Here is a 17,458-nt window from a genome sequence, read left to right on the forward strand (position 1 = left end):
GACTCTCATCTTCGGGTCGCAGAGTCATTGACATGACCGAGAGCAGCCGCAACGGCGGCGAACCCCAGCACCCGCACGACCCGCAGCTTCCGCTCTACTTCGGCCCCAGGGCCCCGGTCCCGTCCGCAGCGTCCACGCAGCCGCCGGAGCCCTCCGCCCACCCGGAGCCCTCCGCATACCCGGTGCACGCGTCCCACCCGTACGACGGCGGCGACGCGCCGTCCGAGGGCCAGGGCACCGAGGGCTACGCCGGCTTCCCGCCGCCGCCCCCGTACGGCCCCGGCGCCCCGACCGGCGGTCCCGGCGAGCCCGGCGGCCACCGGCGGCGGGCCCGCAAGCCCGTCCTGTTCTTCGCCGCCGCCGCGCTGGTGGCCGGGGTGATCGGCGGCGGTGTCGGCGCCCTGGTCGGCAGCGCGACCGACCACTCCGACAGCGCGCGCAGCGCCACCGGCGGCGGTTCCGCCGTGGTGAACGCCGCCGCGCTCGACGGCACCGTCTCGGGCGTCGTGAAGGCGGTCGACCCCAGCGTCGTGGAGATCAACGCGACCTCCGGCCAGGGCAAGGCCACCGGCTCGGGCATCATCATCACCGCCGACGGCCAGGTCGTCACCAACAACCACGTCGTCGCGGGCGCCGACCAGCTCAGCGTCACCTACGCCGACGGCAAGACCGCGAGTGCGACCGTCGTCGGCACCGACTCGGCCAAGGACCTGGCGCTGATCAAGATCCAGGGCGCCACCGGTCTGCCCGCCGCCACCCTCGGCGACTCCTCGTCCGTGGCCATCGGCGACCAGGTCGTCGCCATCGGCTCCCCCGAAGGCCTGAGCAACACCGTGACCAGCGGCATCGTCTCCGCGCTCAACCGCGACGTGACCGTGCCCGTCGAGGACGGCCAGAGCCAGGGCCAGGGCTCAGGCGCCAACGGCAGCGGGCGCGGCGACCAGTGGCCGTTCTCCTTCGGCGGCAACCAGTACAACGGCGACACCGGCAGCTCCACGACCACCTACAAGGCGATCCAGACCGACGCCTCGCTCAACCCCGGCAACTCCGGTGGCGCCCTGATCAACATGGCCGGGCAGATCATCGGCATCAACTCGGCGATGTACTCGGACTCGTCCTCCCCCGGCTCCTCCTCGTCCTCCTCCGGCAGCGTCGGCCTCGGCTTCGCGATCCCGATCGACACCGTCAAGGCCGACCTGGCGACGCTGCGCGGCGGCGGCACCAACTAGCCGCGTTCGCGCGGCGGCGGCACCGACCGGCCCCGGTCGCGCGGCGCCGTGCGACGCTGAGAGGGTCAGCGGCACCACCCATGTCGAGCAGCGAGGTATCCCCCACCATGAGCCCTGGTCCCGGCCCCGCCCCCAGCGCCGGCGAGGCCGGCGAGGCACCCGCCCGCATCCTGATCGTGGACGACGAGCCCGCCGTGCGCGAGGCGCTGCGGCGGAGCCTGGCCTTCGAGGGCTACGACACCGAGCTGGCCGCGGACGGCATGGCCGCGCTGGAGACGGCGGACACCTACCGCCCCGACGCGATCGTGCTCGACGTCCTGATGCCGCGGATGGACGGTCTGACCACCGCCCGCAGGCTGCGCGCCACCGGGGTCACCACGCCGATCCTGATGCTCACCGCGAGGGACACCGTCGGCGACCGCGTCACCGGCCTCGACGCGGGCGCCGACGACTACCTGGTCAAGCCGTTCGAGCTGGACGAGCTGCTGGCGCGGCTGCGGGCCCTGCTGCGCCGCAGCTCCTACGCCGTCGCCGCGGGCGGCGGCGACCCCGCGGACCACGTGCTGTCATTCGCCGACCTGCGGATGGACGTCACCACCCGCGAGGTCACCCGCGACGGCCACCCGGTGGAGCTGACCCGCACCGAGTACACCTTGCTCGAGCTGTTCCTCACCCACCCGCGCCAGGTCCTCACCCGCGAGCAGATCCTCAAGGCCGTGTGGGGCTTCGACTTCGAGCCGTCCTCCAACTCCCTCGACGTGTACGTGATGTACCTGCGGCGCAAGACGGAGGCGGGCGGCATGCGGCGGCTGGTGCACACCGTGCGCGGCGTCGGCTACGTCCTGCGCGCCCCCGACGGCGGTCACGCGTGAAGAAGCTCACCCTGCGCTCGCGGCTGACGCTGCTGACGGCCGCGGCGGTGGCCGCGGCGGTGGCGGCGGTCGCGCTCGCGTCCTGGTTCATCACCCGGGACCAGCTGGTCAGGCAGCTCGACTCGACGCTGCGCGCGACGGCGGCGTCGGTCAACCCCCGCTACCTCAACGACACCCTCGACAACTGCCAGTCGACCGCACAGACCAGCGGCAACCTGCCGCCCAGCACGGTCGGCATCCAGATCGTCAAGGGCGACGGCAGCAGGTGCATCGGGGCCGGCACGACACCGGTCAAGGTGCAGGCCTCCGACATCGAGGTCGCGGCGGGCAGCGTCCACAGCGCGACGCACGACGCGCGCACCGACAGCGGGCAGGCCGTCCGCGTCTCGACCGAGCCGCTGTTCATCGGCCCCGCCCGTGCCTCGGGTCTTGCCCTGTCCGTGTCCCGCCCGCTGTCCGAGGTCGACAAGCCCCTCACCACCCTGGCCTGGGTCCTGCTGGCCGTCGCCGGCATCGGGGTGCTCGGCGCCACCAGCGCCGGCCTGTGGATCGCCCGTACCGGGCTGCGGCCGGTGGACGAGCTGACCGGCACGGTGGAGCACATCGCCCGCACCGAGGACCTGAGCGTCCGCATCCCCGTCGAGGGCGAGGACGAGATCGCCAGGCTCGGCAAGTCCTTCAACGCGATGACGTCCGCGCTGGCCTCCTCGCGGGACCGCCAGCAGCAGCTGATCGCGGACGCGGGCCACGAACTGCGCACCCCCCTGACGTCGCTGCGGACCAACATCGAGCTGCTGGAGCGCAGCGAGGCCACCGGCCGGGCGATCCCCCCAGAGGACCGGCGGGCGCTGCTGGCCTCGGTGAAGGCCCAGATGACCGAGCTGGCCGCGCTGATCGGCGACCTCCAGGAGCTGTCCCGCCCGGACGCGACGCCGACGCTGCACGTCGTCCCGCTGCACGAGGTCACCACCACCGCCCTGGAGCGCGCCCGGCTGCGCGGTCCCGACCTGACCATCACCGCGGACATCGCGCCGTGGTTCGTCCGCGGTGAGACCTCCGCACTGGAGCGGGCCATCGTCAACCTGCTCGACAACGCGGTGAAGTTCAGCCCGCCCGCGGGGCGCGTCGACGTCCGCCTGCACGACGGCCGGCTCACCGTTCGCGACCACGGCCCCGGCATCCCCGCCGAGGAGCTGCCGCACGTCTTCGAACGCTTCTGGCGCTCGCCGTCGGCCCGCTCGCTGCCCGGCAGCGGCCTCGGCCTGTCGATCGTCGCCCGCACCGTGCAGCAGTCGGGCGGCGAGGTGACGCTGACCCCGGCGCAGGGGGGCGGCACGCTCGCCTCCCTCCTGCTGCCGGGCGCGCCGACCGCGCCGCCCGACGGGCCGCCCGCCTTCGGCGGCCGGGGTCCGGCTACCTGATGACGGTGACCCGGTCGGCGGCGGGCGGTGCGAGCGGCGCCGCGGCCGTCGAGTTTCCGGTCAGGTAGGCGGCGAAGGCGGCGAGGTCGTCGCCGCCGACCAGCTGGGCGGTGCCCTGGGCGAGGACGGCGAAGCCGTCGCCGCCGCCGGTGAGGAAGTTGTTCATGGCGACCCGGTAGTCCGCTGCCGGGTCGACGGGCACGCCGTCAAGCCGCACGGAGTCCGCGACGACCCGCGCCGCGCCGGACTTGGTGAGGTCGAGGGTGTAGGTGAGCCCGGCCGAGATCTGGAGGATCTTCGGCGCCGCCTCGTTGGCCCCGCTGACCTGCTGCTGGAGTGCGGTGACCAGTTGCGCGCCGGTCAGCGTCTCCAGGTTGACGGTGTTGGAGAAGGGCTGCACGGCGAAGCCCTCGGCGTAGGTCACCTCGCCTGGGCCCTCGCTGCCCGAGGGGGCGTACACCAGGTCGGTGCGGATGCCGCCGGGGTTCATCAGCGCGACCCGCACCGTCGGGTCGAGGGTCTTGCCGTAGGCGAGCTGCGCGTCGGCGATGAGGTCGCCGAGCGGCGTCTCGGTGCTTCCGGTGCGGGCGATGTCGGCGCTGATGTAGCCGATGGTGCGGTTGGCGACCGGGGCGGCCAGCGTGTTCCAGCGGCTGATCAGGGCGGTCATGTCGGCTGCCTTGGGCTGGACGCGGTCCACGACGTGGTTGGTGCCCTTGACCGAGGTGCGCACGATGTCGCCGGTGCGCTTGTCGACCTTCATGTCCAGCTCGGTGTAGAGCCGGCCGAAGGAGGAGGCGCTGGTGACCAGCCGGGGGTGGCCCGCGGGGTCGGGGATGGTGCACACGTAGGCGTTGTGGGTGTGGCCGGTGACCAGCGCGTCGACGTCCGGCGAGATCTTCTTGGCGATGTCGACGATCGGCCCGGAGATGCCGGCGCCGGGACCGCCGCTGTCGCAGGCGTAGTTGTAGTTGCCCGAGACCGGGAAGCCGCCCTCGTGGATCAGCGCGACGACCGACTTGACGCCCTGCTTGCGCAGGATCGCCGTGTACTTGTTGACGGTCTCGGCCTCGTCGAGGAACTTCAGGCCCGCCACGCCGGAGGCGGTGACGATGTTCGGGGTGCCCTTGAGGGTGACGCCGATGAAGCCGACGCGCACACCCTTGACGTTCTTGATCGTGTACGGCGCCAGCAGTGGCCGGCCGGTCTTCTCGTCGACGACGTTGGCGGACAGGATCGGGTAGTCGGCGCCCCCGAACCTCCTGCCGGGCTCGTAGCAGCCCTCGACCGGGTGGCAGCCGCCGTTCTGGAGCCGCAGCAGCTCGCCCCTGCCCTCGTCGAACTCGTGGTTCCCGACGCTGGTGACGTCGAGGCCGATCCGGTTCATCGCCTCGACGGTCGGCTCGTCGTGGAAGAGCCCCGACAGCAGCGGGCTGGCCCCCACCAGGTCGCCTGCCGCGACGGTCAGCGACCGGTCGTGGCCCTTGCGGGCGGTGCGCAGGCTGGAGGCCAGGTACTCCACACCGCCGGCGTCGATGGTCTTGGTCGTTCCGTCGGGTTCCGCCTCGGTGACCCGGCCGGAGGAGCCGGCGGGCGGCTCCAGGTTGCCGTGGAAGTCGTTGATCGTCAGCAGCTGGAGGTCGACCGTGCTGCTCGGCCGCCCGTGGCCGGGGTGGCCGCCGCCGTGGTGGCCGGGGCCGGCGGCGACGAGCGCGCCGACGGCCGCGAGCGCGACGGCCGCGGCGGAGATTCTGCGCGTCAGAGACATGGATCCCCTCGGGTCAAAGAAAGGTCAACAACGGGTCACGCCGGGGGCAGCATAGGGTCAACGCGCGTAGCGCGGCAGGGGTTCGGGGGTTAAGTCCGGGTAACCGCCCGGTGGGCCGAGGGCCGGGAGCACCCCGCGGCCCGGCCGGCACGTCTCACCATGCGAAACCGCCGTCTCAGATATCGGCGACAGGCGAATACTTGGCTGCACCATCCACTCATCGGAGGTGCGTCGACCGTGCGTCGCTGGATCATGCTCGCCCTGGGCACCGCCGCGCAGACCGCGGCCTGCGCCTTCGTCTACGGGATCCCGTATCTCGCCGACGACCTGCGCACACAGCAGCATCTGAGCCTGACCCAGGTCGGCCTCCTGGTGGCCTGCCCGACCGTGGGTCTCGTGCTCGCGCTGTACGGGTGGGGCGCCGCGGCCGACCGCTGGGGCGAGCGCGTGGTCATCGCGGTCGGGCTCGGCGCGGCCGCCGGGGCGCTGGGCGGCGCCGCCTGGGGGGCGCACGGCATGGCCGCCCTCGGCGCGCTGCTGGTGCTGGCGGGCGCCGCGGGCGCGTCGGTCTACTCGGCCAGCGGCCGGCTGGTCATGGGCTGGTTCGCGGCGAGCGAGCGCGGGCTCGCCATGGGCATCAGGCAGACGTCCACCCCGCTGGGCATGGGCCTCGCGGCGCTGGCCATGCCGCCGCTGGCCGGTGCGCACGGGCTGCCGGGCGCCATCGGCTTCCTGGCCGTGCTCTGCGGGGTGATCGCCGTGCTGATCGCGGTCTTCGCCGCCGATCCCGCGCGCCCTGCCGCCAAGAACGCGGAGCCTGCGCCCAACCCCTACCGCGGCTCGCGGCTGCTGTGGCGCATCCACGGGTCGGCCGCCCTGCTGGTCGTCCCGCAGTTCACCGCCGGCGCCTTCGCCCTGGTGCTGCTGGTGGACGTACGCGGCTGGTCCCCTGTGCACGCGGGCCAGCTCATCGCCGTCGCCCAGGGCCTGGGCGCGCTGTCCCGGATCCTGGTGGGCCGCTGGTCGGACCGGGTCGGCGACCGGCTGCGCCCCATGCGGCAGCTGGCCGTGGTCACCGCGGCGGTGGTCGCCGCGGCCGCCGTGTCCACCGCCTTCCCCTCGCCGCTGACCGCGCTGCTGCTGGTCACCGCCATCGCGATCACGTCCAGCACCAACGGGCTGTCCTTCACCTCCACCGCGGAACACGCGGGGCCCGCCTGGTCCGGCCGCGCGCTCGGCGTCCACAACACCGGCCAGAACCTGACCGCCGCGGTCGTGCCGCCCGTGATGGCCGCGGTCATCTCCGCCACCGCCTACTGGCCCGGCTTCGCCCTTGCCGCCGTCACCGCCTGCGCCTCGGCCGCCGTCATCCCGGTGACCCGGGCGGTGCCCGCCCCGCCCGGGGCGGAGCCGACCCGTACGATTCCGGCATGACCGACCGGCGGCTCGACACCCTTTCCGACCTCCCCGCCGACACCGCGCAGGCCGTGCTCGGCCTGATCGCCACCGCCGCCGCGGCGGACGGGCAGCCCGCGGTGTCGGAGCAGGGCCGGCTGCATGTGCGCCGCGGGCGCAGGGAAGGCGTACGGCACCTGCTGCTGTGGGCACCGGACGGCGAGGACGGCGAGGTCCTCGCCGGATACGGGCAGGTCGAGGACACCGACCCGGTCGAGGCGCCCGCCGCGGAGTTCGTGGTGGCTCCCCGGCACCGGCTGCACGGCCACGGGCGGGCGCTCGGCGACGCGCTGCTCGACGCCACCGGGCACCGGTTGCGGGTGTGGGCGCACGGCGGCCACCCCTCCGCGCGCCACCTGTCCGTCCAGCTCGGCCTCAAGCTCTTCCGCGAGCTGCGGCAGATGCGGATGCCGCTGCACCCTGCGGGCAAGGGCCTCGCGAAGCCGGTGCTGCCGGACGGGGTGACGGTGCGGACCTTCCGGCCCGGCCAGGACGACGCGGACTGGCTCGCGCTCAACGCGGCCGCCTTCGCCCACCACCCCGAGCAGGGCTCGCTCACGCAGCGCGACCTCGACGACCGCAAGGCGGAGCCGTGGTTCGACCCGGCCGGCTTCTTCCTCGCCTTCCGGGGGTCGGAGCCGGTCGGCTTCCACTGGACGAAGGTGCACGCGGACGAGGGCCTCGGCGAGGTCTACGTCGTCGGGGTCGCCCCCGCCGAGCAGGGCAGCGGGCTGGGCCGCGCCCTCACCACGATCGGCCTGCGCCACCTGGCGGTGGACCGCGGCCTGCCCGGGGTGCTCCTCTACGTCGACGCGGACAACGCGCCCGCCGTCGCGGTATACGAACGCCTGGGCTTCACCACCCACGAGGTCGACCTGATGTACCGCACGGAGTCGTGACCCGCCACGGGACGGCGGTCCCGGGGCGGTGGCGGGCGCGAGCAGGTGTGCGGGGGTCCCGCGGGAGGGGGACGGGGCGCCTGCGAAGGGCGGGGAAACCCTCGTCGGAGGCGCTGCGCTTGCCTGACGGCAATGCTCTCGTTACCGGCGGTTCAACCGCCCTTGCAAGCATCGCGGGATGCAGCCCGCTGCCCCCCACCGCTCACCCCCGCCCGACCTGCCGAAACCCCCGCTGGCACGAGACAATGGAGCGACGGCTGCTGGCCGCCTGACGGGGGGTGTCGGCCGCGCGTACGACGTGCCGGAACCGGAGGAGGGCTCACGCACCATGGCCCAGACGAATCATCCCAGCGTCCCAGCCCAGCCCAGGCAGGGGCTCGGCGAGGGCACCACAGACGCGTTCGGCACCTTCCGGCCGCGGGTCGTGCCCGACCTGGAACCCGAGGCGCCGGGCCTGGAGGCGGCAAGCGAGGAATTCGGCGCGGAGCTGCCGCAGGGCCGCTTCCTGGACCGTGAACGCAGCTGGCTGGCCTTCAACGAGCGCGTGCTCGAACTGGCCGAGGACCCGAGCACCCCGCTACTCGAACGGGCTAACTTCCTGGCGATATTCGCCAGCAATCTCGATGAGTTCTTCATGGTCAGGGTCGCGGGACTCAAGCGCAGGATGGCCACAGGGGTGGCCACCCGCTCCGCCTCCGGGCTCCAGCCCAGGGACGTGCTCGACCTGATACTGACCAGGTCGCGGGAGCTGATGGCCAGGCACGCGGCCTGCTTCCAGAACGACGTCGCCCCGCAGCTGTCCGACGAGGGCATCCACGTCATCCGCTGGGCGGAGCTGACCGAGAAGGAGCAGGCGCGGCTCGCCACGCTCTTCCGGCAGCAGATCTTCCCGGTGCTGACGCCGCTGGCGGTCGACCCCGCGCACCCCTTCCCGTACATCTCCGGCCTGTCGCTGAACCTCGCGGTGGTGGTGCGCAACCCGGTGTCGGGGCACGAGCACTTCGCGCGGGTGAAGGTGCCGCCGATCCTGTCCCGCTTCCTGGAGGCGGGGCCGCAGCGCTACGTCCCGCTCGAGGACGTGATCGCCGCGCACCTGGAGGAGCTCTTCCCGGGGATGGACGTCCTCGACCACCACATGTTCCGGGTGACGAGGAACGAGGACCTGGAGGTCGAGGAGGACGACGCGGAGAACCTGCTCCAGGCCCTGGAGAAGGAGCTCATGCGGCGCCGCTTCGGGCCGCCGGTGCGCCTGGAGGTGGAGGAGTCCATCGCCCCCAGGGTCCTCGACCTGCTGGTGCACGAGCTGAAGATGAAGCACACCGAGGTCTACCCGCTGCCCGGGCCGCTCGACCTGACCGGCCTGTTCGCGATCGCGGGCCTGGACCGGCCCGAGCTGAAATTCCAGCGCTTCATCGCGGGCACCCACCGCGACCTGGCCGAGGTGGAGTCCGCGTCACCGCCGGACATCTTCGCGGCGATGCGCGAGCGGGACGTGCTGCTGCACCACCCCTACGACTCCTTCTCCACGTCGGTGCAGGCCTTCCTCGACCAGGCCGCCGCCGACCCCGACGTGCTGGCCATCAAGCAGACCCTCTACCGCACCTCGGGCGACTCGCCCATCGTGGACGCGCTGATCGACGCGGCCGAGGCGGGCAAGCAGGTGCTGGTGCTGGTCGAGATCAAGGCGCGCTTCGACGAGCAGGCCAACATCAAGTGGGCGCGCAAGCTCGAAGAGGCCGGCTGCCACGTCGTCTACGGCCTGGTCGGCCTCAAGACGCACTGCAAACTGTCGCTCGTGGTCAGGCAGGAGGGCGACACCCTGCGCCGCTACAGCCACGTCGGCACCGGCAACTACCACCCCAAGACGGCCAGGCTCTACGAGGACCTGGGCCTGCTGACCGCGGACCCGCAGGTCGGCGCGGACCTCTCGCACCTGTTCAACCGGTTGTCCGGCTACTCGCGGCGCGCCACCTACAACCGGCTGCTGGTCGCCCCGCGCTCGCTGCGCGACGGCCTGGTCGCCCGGATCATGACCGAGATCGAGCACCAGCGGGCCGGGCGACCGGCGTTCGTCCGCATCAAGGTCAACTCCATCGTGGACGAGGCGCTGATCGACGCCCTCTACCGGGCCTCGCAGGCCGGCGTCCCCGTGGACATCTGGGTGCGCGGGATCTGCGCGGTGCGGCCCGGAGTGGCCGGGCTGTCGGAGAACATCCGGGTCCGCAGCATCCTCGGGCGATTCCTCGAACACTCCCGGGTGTTCGCCTTCGGCAACGGCGGCGAGCCCGAAGTGTGGTTCGGCAGCGCCGACATGATGCACCGCAACCTCGACCGCCGCATCGAGGCGCTGGTCAGGGTCGCCGACCCGGCCCACCGCGCCACCCTCAACCGCCTGCTGGAGACCGGGATGGCGGACAGCACGTCCTCCTGGCACCTGGCGGCTGACGGCAACTGGACACGGCACAGCTCCGACGCCGACGGGCGTCCGCTGCGCAACGTCCAGGAGATGCTCATCGACGCCCGGAGGCGCCGGCGTGGCCCATCAGCAGCTACCTGACCGGCTGCCGCCGCAGCACCGGCAGACCCTGCCCGACGGGGGCGAGGCTGCACACCCGCCCCCGCCCGCGGCACAGAAGATGGCCAGGCCGCAGCGCCTGACCGCGCCCGGCGGCGGCGCACCGGCACTGCCGGCCGTACCGGCAGACAACGGGGACACGGGGACCAGCAGCAGCATGAACGCCGAACCGTACGACGTCACGCCACCGGGCGGCGCCACCGCGGGGGAGGCGCTCACCCGCTACCTGCACGAGCGCGCCGCCGCCTTCCTGCGCGGGCTCAGCCTGCGCGGGGAGAACGAGGCCGAGGCCGACGCGATGCTGCGCGGCAGCGCCCGCAGGATCGGCGGGGTGCTGCACATCTACGGGCAGCTCACCGACCCGGGCTGGGCCGAGCCGCTGCGCGCGGAGCTGGGCTGGCTGTCCTCGACGCTGGGCCGCGAGCCGCAGTACGCCGCCCGGCTGGCCCGGCTGCTGGACGCGCTGCGGCGGCTCTCGGTCGCCGTGGAGGACCAGGAGGCCGTGGTCACGGTCGGCGCCGCACCGCGGCCCGCGCCGTCCGGCGGCCCGCTGGCGCTGGGCGCGGCCCGCGCGGGCGCGCTGCTCGAACGCCAGCTCACGCTGGCCAGGACGCGGGCGCACTCGGCGTCGCTCCAGGCCATGGGGTCGTCCAGGTTCCACGCGCTGGCCGACTCGATCGCGGTCCTGGTCTCCGAGGTGCCGCTCGCACCCGCGGCCGCGGGCCGGGCCCGCACGGTCATGCCGCCGATGGCGGCGAAGGCGTACAAGCGGCTCGCCGACGCCGCCGCCGCGCTGCCGCTGCACCGGGCCGCGCACCCCTACAACGCCGACGCCGTCCAGGCCTCGCTCGGCGCCGACCTCACCGCCGACCTCCAGGACGCACCCTGGCACCAGGTCCGGGTCCTGCTGCGGCTGAGCCGCTACGCCGCCGAGGTGGTCCGCCCCGACGGCGAGGCGGCCGACCGGCAGCGGCTCGCCGACGCCTCCGGGCTCCTGGAGCGGCACCGGGAGGCGGCCGAGTCCGCGTCCGCTGTCGCCTCGGCGGCGCGCACCCCGCGGATAGCGCCCGCGACGGCGTACGCGCTCGGCGTGCTGCACGCCGACCAGCGGCACGAGGTCGAGGCGGCCCGTTTCGCCTTCTCCCGGCTGTGGCAGCCGGCGGTCCCCGGGGCACGCAGAGAATGACCACGGGCGACAGCGCGGCCGTCCGCGCGGCAGGAGTGGTGCTGTGGCGCACCGCGCCGGCCGGGGTCGAGATCGCCCTGGTGCACCGGCCCCGCTACGACGACTGGAGCCTGCCCAAGGGCAAGCTCAAGCGCGGCGAGGACTTCGCCGCCGCCGCGGTGCGGGAGACCCGCGAGGAGACCGGACTCGACTGCGAGCTGGGCGCCGCGCTGTCCTCGACGCGGTATCTGGTGGACGGCCGGCCCAAGGAGGTCCGCTACTGGGCCGCCCGCGCCCGCGAAGGCGGCTTCGTCGCCAACGAGGAGGTGGACGAGATGGTCTGGCTCGCCCCCGCGCCGGCCCGCGACCGCCTCACCCACGACCGCGACCGCCCGCTGGTCGACGAGCTCCTCGCGGTGCTGGGCGTCGGCTGACGTTCACCCGCCGTACGTTTCGTCGCGGCGATCTTCACGACTGCCCCGCTGAACAGCCCGGACCGAGCTCCGTGACCTGTCCGTTTCCTCACCGTGATCCGCTCGTGTTCTTCACTCCAGTCACACGAGCACCAAGAGTCACAGAGGACCCGCGTTCCGCGCAACGCGCATAGCGGCACCACCCTGACGGACGAGGTTCACCTCCCGTTCATTCTCCCCCGTTGGTCGCTTCACCTGATCTGCCTAATTTCGGCCGTACCGGTGAGCACCAGCCGCCGGAGGACGCAGATAGACAACCCTCTGCTTCGCCGTCGACCGGCGGGCTCTCGGAAGGAACACACGAAGGTGAAGCTTCAGCGTAAGAGCGGGCTGCGGGCCCTGACCGTCGGCGCGGTCGCGATTACCGGTGCGCTCGTCCTGTCCGCCTGCGGTTCGGACGACAACAGCGACAGCACCAGCTCGCCGAGCGCCTCGGCCGGCGGCTCGACCAGCGCGGCGAGCGGAACCAACGCGGCGGGCATCTCCTGCGCGACCGGCAAGATCCTCTCCTCCGGTTCGACCGCCCAGCAGAACGCGATCGAGTCGTGGGTCAAGGACTACCAGCAGGCGTGCAGCGGCGCGACGATCAACTACAAGCCGTCCTCCTCCGGTGAGGGAATCATCGACTTCAACAACGGCACGGACGCCTTCGCCGGCTCCGACTCGCCGCTGAAGCCCGAAGAGGTCGCCAAGTCCAAGCAGGTCTGCACCGGCGGCCAGGGCATCAACATCCCGATGGTCGGCGGCCCGATCGCGATCGGCTACAACCTGCCCGGCGTGAACAACCTCGTGCTCAACGGCTCGACGCTGGCGAAGATCTTCAACGGCAAGATCACCAACTGGAACGACAAGGCGATCACCGCCCTCAACCCGGGCGTCACCCTGCCGAGCACCAAGATCCAGTCCGTCCACCGCCAGGACGACTCCGGCACCACCGACAACCTGACCAAGTACTTCAAGGGCTCGGCGCCGGCCGACTGGCCGTACGAGCACGCCAAGGCGTGGGCCGCCAAGGGCGGCCAGGCCGCCGCGAAGTCCGCGGGTGTCGCCGCGCTGGTGAAGCAGACCGAGGGTTCGATCGGCTACTTCGAGCTGTCCTACGCGACCGCCAGCAGCATCCCCACCGTCAAGATCAACACCGGTGCCTCCGCCCCGGTCGAGGCCACCACCGCCAACGCCTCCGCGGGCATCGCCGCCGCGAAGGTCACCGGCACCGGCTCCGACCTGGCGCTCGACCTCGGCGCCGCGTACACCACCAAGACGGACAACGCCTACCCGATCGTCCTGGTGACGTACGAGATCGCCTGCGACAAGGGCAACAAGGCCGACGCCCTGGCCCTGACCAAGTCCTTCCTGAACTACATCGCGAGCGACGCCGGCCAGGGCAAGCTCTCGGCCGCCGGCTACGCGCCGCTGCCGACCGAGATCGCCACGAAGGTCCGCTCCACCATCTCCGCCCTTTCCTGATCGAAGCGCGGAGGGTCCCGCGGCCGACGGCCGCGGGACCCTCCGCGTATCCGGTGCACCGCCGCCGGGGGAGCGCGCTCCCCCACCCAGACCGGAGAAAACACCTATGACAACCACCGCTCCACCCCCGACCAGGCCGGAGCCGCACCGGGCGGCGAAGACCGTGTCCCGCCCCGGCGACCGCATCTTCGCCGGCATGGCCCGCGGATCCGGCATCCTGCTGCTGGTGGTGATGGCCGCCATCGCACTCTTCCTGACCGTCCGCGCGGTCAGCGCCATCTCCAAGGACCACGGCAACTTCCTGACCACCTTCGAGTGGACGCCGAGTCTGAACCCGCCGGTCTTCGGCATCGCGGTCCTGGCCTACGGCACCGTGGTCAGCTCGATCATCGCGATGGCCATCGCCGTGCCGATCGCGATCGGCATCGCCCTCTTCATCACCCACTACGCACCGCGCCGCCTGGGCGGTCCGATCGCCTACGTGATCGACCTGCTCGCCGCGGTCCCCAGCATCGTCTACGGCCTGTGGGGTGCGCTCTTCCTGGTGCCGCACCTGCGGGGCGTCAACCTCTGGCTGACCGACTACTTCGGCTGGACCTACATCTTCCACAAGGAAGACCCGAACTCCGCCGCCCGCTCGCTGTTCACCGTGGGCATCCTGCTGGCGATCATGATCCTGCCGATCATCACCAACGTCAGCCGCGAAGTGATCAACCAGGTGCCGAAGATGCACGAGGAGGCGGCCCTCGCGCTCGGCGCGACCCGCTGGGAGGTCATCCGCCTGTCGGTGCTGCCCTTCGCCCGCTCCGGCATCATCAGCGCCTCCATGCTGGGCCTCGGCCGCGCGCTCGGCGAGACCATGGCGGTCGCCACCGTGCTGTCCGCCTCGCCGACGCTGTCCGCGCGCATCCTGGACCCGGTCGGCGGCACCTTCTCGCAGAACATCGTCGCCAAGTTCGGCGAGGCCGACGACTTCGGCCGGGACGCCCTGATCGCGTCCGGTCTTGTGCTGTTCCTGATCACCCTGCTGGTCAACGGCGCCGCGCGGATGATCATCCAGCGGCGGAAGGAATACTCGGGGGCCAACGCATGAGCGACACGATCATGGACGCCAAGCAGGCGTCCGGCAGGCCTTCCTCCCCCCGGCTCGCCTCCCGCCACCTGCCGCGCTGGAGCCCGCTGGCCATCGCCGCCGCCGCCATCGCGATCGGTGTGGGGATCGGCGCGGGCGCCGGGCTGAGCAGCCACATCCAGTGGGGCCTGATCGCCCTGGTGCTGTTCGTGGCCGGCTCGTACGCCATCACCGCCCGTGTCGAGGGCCGCAGGCAGGCCAAGGACCGGGTCGCCACCAGCCTGGTCTGGTCGAGCTTCATCCTGGCCGTCATCCCGCTCTACTCGCTGGTCGAGACCACGATCAGCAAGGGCGCCGACGTCATCGACGGCACCTTCCTGACCCACTCGATGAACAACGTGCTGACCATCCAGCCCGGCGGCGGCGTCTACCACGCCATCATCGGCACCCTGGAGCAGGTCGGCATCGCCACCGTCATCGCCGCCCCCCTGGGCATGCTCACCGCGATCTACCTCGTGGAGTACGGCAAGGGGAGGCTCGCCAAGTGGGTGACCTTCTTCGTCGACGTCATGACCGGCATCCCGTCGATCGTGGCCGGTCTCTTCATCCTGTCCGTGTGGTTCGTGGCCTTCGACAAGGCCCCGGCCTCCGGCTTCGCCGGCTCGCTGGCGCTCGCGCTGCTGATGATGCCGGTCGTGGTGCGCTCCACCGAGGAGATGCTCAAGCTCGTCCCGAACGAGCTGCGTGAGGCCTCCCTGGCGCTCGGCGTGCCGAAGTGGCGCACCACCGTCAAGGTGGTCCTGCCCACCGCCGTCGGCGGCATCACCACCGGCATCATGCTGGCCATCGCGCGTATCGCGGGTGAGAGCGCCCCGATCGCCCTGCTGGTCTTCGGCAGTGCGGCGATCAACACCAACCCGTTCAAGGACCCGCAGTCCTCGCTGCCGTACTACATCTTCGAGCAGTACAACAACGGCAACCAGCCCAGCTACGACCGCGCGTGGGGCGCCGCCCTGGTCCTCATCGCGTTCGTGATGATCCTGAACCTGATCGCCAGGCTCATCTCCCGCTGGAAGGCGCCCAAGGCCGGTCGCTGACGCGGCCCACCCCCCAGCAGTCAGCGACCGCCCGCAGAAAAGAAGTGATCCCCATGGCCAAGCGAATCGACATCAGCGGCCTGTCCGCGTATTACAGCGCCTTCAAGGCGATCGACGACATCTCGATGACCATAGAGCCCGGCTCCGTGACCGCCTTCATCGGCCCGTCCGGCTGCGGCAAGTCCACCTTCCTGCGCACCCTGAACCGCATGCACGAGGTCACCCCCGGCGGCCGCGTCGAGGGCAAGGTGATGCTCGACGACGAGAACCTGTACGGGGCCGGCGTCGACCCGGTGACCGTGCGCCGTACCGTCGGCATGGTCTTCCAGCGTCCGAACCCCTTCCCCACCATGTCGATCTACGACAACGTGGCGGCGGGCCTCAAGCTGAACGGCATCCGCAAGAAGAACGAGCTGGACTCCATCGTCGAGAAGTCACTCAAGGGCGCCAACCTCTGGAACGAGGTCAAGGACCGGCTCAACAAGCCCGGTTCCGGCCTGTCCGGCGGCCAGCAGCAGCGGCTGTGCATCGCCCGCGCCATCGCGGTCGAGCCGCAGGTGCTGCTGATGGACGAGCCGTGCTCGGCGCTCGACCCGATCTCCACCCTCGCCATCGAGGACCTGATCGGCGAGCTGAAGACCCGGTTCACCATCGTCATCGTGACCCACAACATGCAGCAGGCCGCCCGCGTCTCGGACCGCACGGCCTTCTTCAACCTGTCGGCGGTCGGCCAGCCCGGCAAGCTCATCGAGATCGACGACACCGAACGGATCTTCTCCAACCCGTCCGTGCAGGCCACAGAGGACTACATCTCCGGCCGCTTCGGATAACCAGGACCGCCGTGCGGTGCTGCATGGCGGTGCCACCGCAAGGCGCAGGCCCCGCTCCCCTTCCAAGGGGGGCGGGGCCTGATCCGTTTCCGGGCCGCTCGCGGTGCGGGGCCGGTGTGCGGAACCCTCGGCGCTCAGCCGAAGATCAGCTTGACGACGTAGAAGCAGGCGGCGGCGACCAGCGCGGCGGCCGGCATGGTGATGAACCAGCCCGCCACGATGTTCTTGGCCACTCCCCAGCGGACCGCCTTGACCCGCCGGGTCGCCCCGACACCCATGATCGAGGATGTGATCACGTGGGTGGTGGAGACCGGCGCCTGGAAGATGTACGAGGTCGCGTAGAGGATCGACGCGGACGTCGTCTCGGCCGCGAAGCCCTGCGGCGGGTCCAGGTCGATGATCCGCCGGCCCAGGGTCCGCATGATCCGCCAGCCGCCCGCGTACGTGCCCAGCGACATCATGGCCGCGCACACGAACTTGACCCAGATCGGGATGCCGAAGCCCCTGGTCGGGTCGTCGATCACCAGCGCGAGCACGACCACGCCCATCGTCTTCTGCGCGTCCTGCAGACCGTGGCCGAGCGCCATGCCGGCCGCCGAGACGGTCTGCGCGATGCGGAAGCCGCGCTTGGCCTTGTGCGGGTTGGCGTTCCGGAAGAACCAGAGGATTCCCAGCATCACCAGGAAGCCCAGCACCAGGCCGACCGCGGGCGACAGGAACATCGGCACGATGACCTTGTCGACCACGCCGGACCAGTGCACGGTGGTGCCGCCGGCCAGCGCCGCGCCGACCAGGCCGCCGAAGAGCGCGTGGCTGGAACTCGACGGCAGCCCGAAGTACCAGGTGGCGAGATTCCAGACGATCGCCCCTGCCAGCGCGGCGAAGAGGATGCCCATGCCGGACCGGCCCTCGGGGGTCGCGATCAGGCCCTTGCTGACCGTGTTGGCCACCCCGCTGCCGAGGAAGGCGCCGGCCAGGTTCATCACGGCGGCCATCGCGAGCGCCGCCTTGGGGGTCAGCGCCCTGGTCGAGACCGAGGTGGCGATGGCGTTCGCCGAGTCGTGGAAACCGTTGGTGTAGGTGAAGAAGAGCGCCACCGCGATGGTGACGATCAGCACAAAGGTGTCCACGTGGG

At 71.8% G+C, this 17,458-nt stretch carries 14 protein-coding genes; 12 read left to right on the plus strand and 2 right to left on the minus strand.

The features are described from left to right. Nucleotides 1-32 precede the first annotated feature (32 nt). From ACGFMP_RS31365 to ACGFMP_RS31375, 3 genes are all read left to right on the plus strand, one after another. The gene (locus tag ACGFMP_RS31365) at nucleotides 33-1,229 is read left to right on the plus strand and encodes a S1C family serine protease (RefSeq protein ID WP_393676685.1); all 1,197 of its coding nucleotides are present in this window, start codon (nucleotides 33-35) and stop codon (nucleotides 1,227-1,229) included. 107 nt (nucleotides 1,230-1,336) lie between these two features. Then, nucleotides 1,337-2,101, plus strand: coding sequence for a response regulator transcription factor (locus ACGFMP_RS31370; protein WP_393676687.1), 765 nt, complete (start codon nucleotides 1,337-1,339; stop codon nucleotides 2,099-2,101). Then, nucleotides 2,098-3,522 (plus strand): sensor histidine kinase, encoded by a 1,425-nt coding sequence (locus ACGFMP_RS31375; protein WP_393676689.1) that lies wholly within the window; start codon nucleotides 2,098-2,100, stop codon nucleotides 3,520-3,522. Before ACGFMP_RS31370 ends, ACGFMP_RS31375 begins: the two co-directional genes overlap by 4 nt. Here the strand turns inward: ACGFMP_RS31375 and ACGFMP_RS31380 are convergent. Beyond that, nucleotides 3,515-5,290, minus strand: coding sequence for a bifunctional metallophosphatase/5'-nucleotidase (locus ACGFMP_RS31380; protein WP_393676691.1), 1,776 nt, complete (start codon nucleotides 5,288-5,290; stop codon nucleotides 3,515-3,517). The genes ACGFMP_RS31375 and ACGFMP_RS31380 overlap by 8 nt on opposite strands. A gap of 237 nt (nucleotides 5,291-5,527) precedes the next feature. Between ACGFMP_RS31380 and ACGFMP_RS31385 the strand changes: the two genes are divergently transcribed. From ACGFMP_RS31385 to pstB, 9 genes are all read left to right on the plus strand, one after another. Further along, entirely contained in the window at nucleotides 5,528-6,724 is a 1,197-nt protein-coding gene (locus tag ACGFMP_RS31385) for an MFS transporter (RefSeq protein WP_393676692.1), read from the plus strand. Beyond that, nucleotides 6,721-7,644 (plus strand): mycothiol synthase, encoded by a 924-nt coding sequence (gene mshD / locus ACGFMP_RS31390; protein WP_393676694.1) that lies wholly within the window; start codon nucleotides 6,721-6,723, stop codon nucleotides 7,642-7,644. The genes ACGFMP_RS31385 and mshD overlap by 4 nt, the downstream gene beginning before the upstream one ends. Nucleotides 7,645-7,972: 328 nt before the next feature. Continuing rightward, complete coding sequence (locus ACGFMP_RS31395; protein WP_393676695.1) at nucleotides 7,973-10,201, plus strand: RNA degradosome polyphosphate kinase; 2,229 nt, start codon at nucleotides 7,973-7,975, stop codon at nucleotides 10,199-10,201. Between the two features lie 175 nt (nucleotides 10,202-10,376). Further along, nucleotides 10,377-11,405, plus strand: a complete 1,029-nt coding sequence (locus ACGFMP_RS31400) for a CHAD domain-containing protein (protein ID WP_393676737.1) — start codon at nucleotides 10,377-10,379, stop codon at nucleotides 11,403-11,405. Next, on the plus strand, nucleotides 11,402-11,818 hold the full coding sequence (locus tag ACGFMP_RS31405; RefSeq protein WP_393676697.1) for an NUDIX hydrolase: 417 nt from the start codon (nucleotides 11,402-11,404) through the stop codon (nucleotides 11,816-11,818). The genes ACGFMP_RS31400 and ACGFMP_RS31405 overlap by 4 nt, the downstream gene beginning before the upstream one ends. A 345-nt stretch (nucleotides 11,819-12,163) precedes the next feature. Continuing rightward, complete coding sequence (gene pstS, locus ACGFMP_RS31410; protein ID WP_393676698.1) at nucleotides 12,164-13,324, plus strand: phosphate ABC transporter substrate-binding protein PstS; 1,161 nt, start codon at nucleotides 12,164-12,166, stop codon at nucleotides 13,322-13,324. Between the two features lie 106 nt (nucleotides 13,325-13,430). Next, nucleotides 13,431-14,417 (plus strand): phosphate ABC transporter permease subunit PstC, encoded by a 987-nt coding sequence (gene pstC / locus ACGFMP_RS31415; RefSeq protein ID WP_393676700.1) that lies wholly within the window; start codon nucleotides 13,431-13,433, stop codon nucleotides 14,415-14,417. Next, nucleotides 14,414-15,493: a phosphate ABC transporter permease PstA gene (pstA, locus tag ACGFMP_RS31420; protein WP_393676701.1), complete on the plus strand. Its 1,080-nt coding sequence runs from the start codon at nucleotides 14,414-14,416 to the stop codon at nucleotides 15,491-15,493. Before pstC ends, pstA begins: the two co-directional genes overlap by 4 nt. 53 nt (nucleotides 15,494-15,546) lie before the next feature. Continuing rightward, complete coding sequence (pstB, locus tag ACGFMP_RS31425) at nucleotides 15,547-16,323, plus strand: phosphate ABC transporter ATP-binding protein PstB (RefSeq protein WP_393676703.1); 777 nt, start codon at nucleotides 15,547-15,549, stop codon at nucleotides 16,321-16,323. Nucleotides 16,324-16,457: 134 nt separating this feature from the next. Here pstB and ACGFMP_RS31430 read toward each other — a convergent pair whose 3' ends face one another. Continuing rightward, the gene (locus tag ACGFMP_RS31430) at nucleotides 16,458-17,453 is read right to left on the minus strand and encodes an anion permease (protein WP_393676704.1); all 996 of its coding nucleotides are present in this window, start codon (nucleotides 17,451-17,453) and stop codon (nucleotides 16,458-16,460) included. Nucleotides 17,454-17,458: the final 5 nt, after the last annotated feature.

It is taken from the genome of Streptomyces sp. NPDC049040 (genome assembly GCF_043197715.1).
In the GTDB taxonomy this organism is placed as follows: Bacteria; Actinomycetota; Actinomycetes; order Streptomycetales; family Streptomycetaceae; genus Actinacidiphila.